Origin of the sequence: Streptomyces sp. NPDC057638 (assembly GCF_042800315.1) — a bacterium.
Classification (GTDB): Bacteria; Actinomycetota; Actinomycetes; order Streptomycetales; family Streptomycetaceae; genus Streptomyces.
This window is the reverse complement of record NZ_JBHVHF010000477.1, coordinates 1-4,059: the sequence shown is the minus strand read 5'-3', so window position 1 is coordinate 4,059 and position 4,059 is coordinate 1. Positions and strand designations below refer to the sequence as shown.

The window sequence follows — 4,059 nt, the reverse complement described above, 5'->3', positions numbered from 1 at the left end:
CCCCCGGCCCGTCGTGCCGTGGCCGGGCCCCGGGCGCGCCGGCGGATCGTGCTGCCCGATCCGCGGGAGGCGCCTGGGTCGTGGGCGGTGGACCGGGCCGGGCGGTGGCCCGGTCCACCGGACCGGGCCTAGAAGTAGGTGCGGATGTAGTCGACGACCGTGCCGTCCGCCGTCACCAGCGGGATCAGCTGCCACTTGTCGAACGCCGTGCACGGGTGGGACAGGCCCATCCCGACCCAGTCGCCGACCTCCAGCCGGGCCCCGGGCTCGGTGCGCACCCAGCCGTGCTGGTCGGAGAGCCCGCTGACGGTGATTCCCTCGGCGGGGCGGATCTCGCCGGTGGCCGCGTCCCGGACGACCTGGGCCTCGGGGAGGTCGAGATCGTACGCGGCGTCCCGCTTGCCCGCGTTGAGGAACGCCTGGGCCTCGCTGGGCCGGGAGACGACCTGCGCCCAGAGCCGGAAGGCGGGCTGGAGCGCGCCCTCCTGCGGCTGCCGGTTGAAGGGGGTGAGATGGCGGTAGTGGCCGTCGTCGTGGGAGACGTACGCGCCCGAGCGCAGCAGTTTGAGGGTGGGCCGGGAGAGCGCGGGCACCTCGGTGAAGACATCGGCGACCGCGTCGAACCAGGCGCTGCCGCCCGCGCTGACCACGATCTCGTCGGTGTCGGCGAACCGGCCCGCCGCGTCGAACGCGGCCGTGAGCGCCACCAGCCGCCGCAGCCAGGCGCGGACGGAGTCGCCGTCGGCGTCGGGGACCTCGCCCTCGTATCCCGCGACGCCGACCAGGCGCAGGGTCGGCGCGGCGCTCACGGCGTCGGCGACGGCGGCGCACTCGGCCTCGGTGCGGGCGCCGGTCCGCGCGCCCTCGCCCGCGCCCAGCTCCACGACCACGTCGAGCGGGCGGGTGGGGGCGACGGCGGACAGGGCCTGGTCCATCAGCTCGGCGCCGCGCACGGAGTCCACGTAACAGATGAAACGGAAGGCCGGATCCCGGTCCAGCTCCCCGGCGAGCCAGCGCAGGGCCGCCGGGTCCACCAGCTCATTGGCGAGGAAGATCCTCGGCACTCCGTGGGCGCGCATCACCCGCACCTGGTGCGGCACGGCGGCGGTGGTGCCCCACGCGCCGTGCTCCAGCTGGCGGGCGAAGAGCTGGGGTGCCATGGAGGTCTTGCCGTGCGGGGCGAAGGAGAGGCCGTGGCGCTCGGCGTAGCGCTGGAGCAGTGCCAGGTTGTGCTCGACGGACTCGGCGGAGAGCGCGAGTACGGGGGTGGTGAAGCCGCCGGTGAACAGGTCTCGCCGCTCGGCCGCCAGCTCGCCGACGGTCAGCCCGTCGGCGTCGGGCGGCAGGCCCTTGAAGCGGTGGTCGACGCGCTCCTCCTGGAGCCGGGCGAGCCGGTCGAGCGGGTCGGCGGGCATGGGGACCTCCTGGGCACAGCACGGGCATGGACGCTAGCGTTGCGCTCTGTGCAACGACCATTGCGCATATCGCTCGGTGCTGTCTAACATCCGGCGCAGCGCCGGGTCAATGGACCCGACGACCCAGACCCCGTTGAGGAGCCCCAGGGTGAGCAGCCTGACCGGAAGCGCGGGCGAGAGCGGCCCGACCGGACGCGCGGCGGAGCGATCCGCCGCCGACGGCCGCGTGGACGTCGTCTGTCTCGGTGAGTCCATGGTCACCTTCCGGCCGTCACATCCCGGCCGCCTCGCCGACGTACCCTCCTTCCACCGCGGCATCGGCGGCGCCGAGTCCAACGTGGCCTGTGCCCTCGCCGCCCTCGGCCACCGGGTCCGCTGGATCAGCCGGGTGGGCACGGACGGCTTCGGCGACCACCTCGTCACGGCCATCGCCGGCTACGGCGTCGACACCTCCGCCGTCGGCCGCGACCCCGCCCGTCCCACGGGCATCTACTTCCGCACCGCCACCGACCGCGCCACCGACGCGCACGAGGTCGTCTACTACCGCCGTGGCTCGGCGGCCTCCGCGATGTCACCCGGGACCATGGCGTACGAGGAGGTGACCGCCACCCGGATCCTCCATGTCTCCGGGATCACCGCGGCCCTCTCCGACGACTGCCGGGACCTGATGCGCCAGCTCACCGAGCGGCGGCCCGGCCGGCCACTGGTCTCCTTCGACGTCAACCACCGCCCCAAGCTGTGGCGCGACGGATCCGGACCCCGGACCCTGCTGGAGCTGGCCCGCGGCGCCGACCTCGTCTTCGTCGGCGAGGACGAGGCCGAGGACGCCTGGGACATCCACGGCGTCGAGGCCGTCCGGGCGGCACTGCCCGAGCCGGAGACCGTGGTGGTCAAGCAGGGCGGCCGGGGAGCGACGGTCTTCGAACGCGCGCCGGGAACCGGCGCCGACACCGTCACCTTCGTCCCCGCCCCCGGCGTCGAGGTCGTCGCGCCCGTCGGCGCGGGCGACGCCTTCGCCGCCGGATACCTCTCCGCCCACCTCGGCGGCGCCGACGCCCGGGAACGGCTGCGGCGCGGCCATCTGACCGCCGCCGCCACCCTCACCGTCGCCGAGGACCTCGCCACCCCGCCGCCCGCCGCGCTCACCGACCGCCTGGTGGCCCTGGACGACGGCGCCTGGGAGAGACTGCGTCTCGTCCCGGGCTGGAGCGCCGCTTCCGGGATCCCCCCGGTGGGGAAGGAAGAGGAGGTACGTACGCCATGAGCCAGACCGTCGACCGCGCGCTGAGCATCCTGCCGCTGCTCGCCCAGGGCCCCGCCGACCTCGGACAGGTCGCCGACCGCCTCGGGGTGCACAAGTCCACCGCGCTGCGACTGCTGCGCACCCTCCACGACCACGGGCTGGTCTACCGCCAGCAGGACCAGCGCTACCGCCTCGGCGCCCGGCTCTTCGCCCTCGCCCAGGAGGCGGTGGAGAACCTCGACGTCCGCGAGATCGCCCACGCCCATCTCGTCACCCTCAACGAGCAGATCGGGCACACCATCCACCTCGCGGTGTACGAGGAGAGCGAGGTCCTCTACATCGACAAGGTCGAGAGCCGCTATCCGGTGCGGATGTACTCCCGGATCGGCAAGCCGGTCGCGATCACCGTCGCCGCCGTCGCCAAGCTGCTCCTGGCCGATCTGCCCGAACCCGAGCGCCGCGCCGTCGCGGAGAAGCTCGACTACCCCATGTACACGTCCCGTTCGACCCCGCACGCCGCCGCCTTCCTCAAGGAGCTGGCCGCCGTGCGCGAACAGGGATGGGCCACCGACCTCGGTGGCCACGAGGAGTCCATCAACTGTGTCGCCGCCCCCATCCGGGGCGCGGCGGGCCGGGTGGTGGCCGCGATGTCGGTCTCCGCGCCGAACGTCGTCGTCACCGCCGAGGAACTGCTCACCCTCCTGCCGCTGGTGCGCCGCACCGCCGACGCCATCAGCCGGGAGTACTCCGGTTCCGTCACCCCGCACTGAACCGGACCCCGACCACGCCAGACCGCTTTGAGATGAGAGACCGGTAACCCTCATGACCGACAAGATCGCGCTCACCCCCAGCACCCACACCGCCCCGCCCGCCAAGTTCTCCCACGGCGTCAAGAAGGGCAACATCCTCCAGGTCGCCGGTCAGGTCGGCTTCCTGCCCGCCGTCGAGGGCCAGGCCCCGACCCCGGCCGGACCGACCCTGAAGGAGCAGATGCTCCAGACCCTCGCCAATGTGAAGGCGATCCTCGAAGAGGGCGGCTCGGGCTGGGACGACGTGATGATGATGCGCGTCTACCTCACCGACGTGGACCACTTCGCCGAGATGAACCAGATCTACAACGCCTACTTCGAGGAGCAGGGCCTCACCGCCCCCGCCTCCGCGCGCACCACGGTCTATGTCGGCCTGCCCGCCGGTCTGCTGATCGAGATCGACGCCCTGGCGGTCCTGGGCTGAGGCCCGCCACCCCGCGCCCTCCGGGGCGCCCCGTGTCGGCCCCGTGCGGACCGCTGACACTCCCTCACCTCCCGTCCGTACGCGGCCCCGAACGCGGGACCGTCACCGGACGGGGTGAGCCCGTGCCCCGCGCCGCGTGGCAGGCCCGTCAAGGGGTGGACCCCGCCC

The 4,059-nt window shown here is 73.5% G+C and carries 4 protein-coding genes; 3 read left to right on the top strand and 1 reads right to left on the bottom strand.

Going from position 1 to position 4,059, the window contains the following annotated elements; translation table 11 throughout:
* Nucleotides 1-128 precede the first annotated feature (128 nt).
* On the bottom strand, nt 129-1,415 hold the full coding sequence (locus ACFVIM_RS33540) for an amino acid deaminase (protein WP_384309688.1): 1,287 nt from the start codon (nt 1,413-1,415) through the stop codon (nt 129-131).
* Between the two features lie 109 nt (nt 1,416-1,524).
* Between ACFVIM_RS33540 and ACFVIM_RS33535 the strand changes: the two genes are divergently transcribed.
* Genes ACFVIM_RS33535 through ACFVIM_RS33525 form a run of 3 tightly spaced genes read left to right on the top strand, consistent with a single transcriptional unit; the run spans nt 1,525 to nt 3,891 of the window.
* Nucleotides 1,525-2,679, top strand: a complete 1,155-nt coding sequence (locus tag ACFVIM_RS33535; RefSeq protein ID WP_384309685.1) for a sugar kinase — start codon at nt 1,525-1,527, stop codon at nt 2,677-2,679.
* Complete coding sequence (locus ACFVIM_RS33530; RefSeq protein ID WP_384309683.1) at nt 2,676-3,428, top strand: IclR family transcriptional regulator; 753 nt, start codon at nt 2,676-2,678, stop codon at nt 3,426-3,428. Before ACFVIM_RS33535 ends, ACFVIM_RS33530 begins: the two co-directional genes overlap by 4 nt.
* A 52-nt stretch (nt 3,429-3,480) precedes the next feature.
* Nucleotides 3,481-3,891 (top strand): RidA family protein, encoded by a 411-nt coding sequence (locus tag ACFVIM_RS33525; RefSeq protein ID WP_384309680.1) that lies wholly within the window; start codon nt 3,481-3,483, stop codon nt 3,889-3,891.
* The last annotated feature ends 168 nt before the right edge of the window (nt 3,892-4,059 follow it).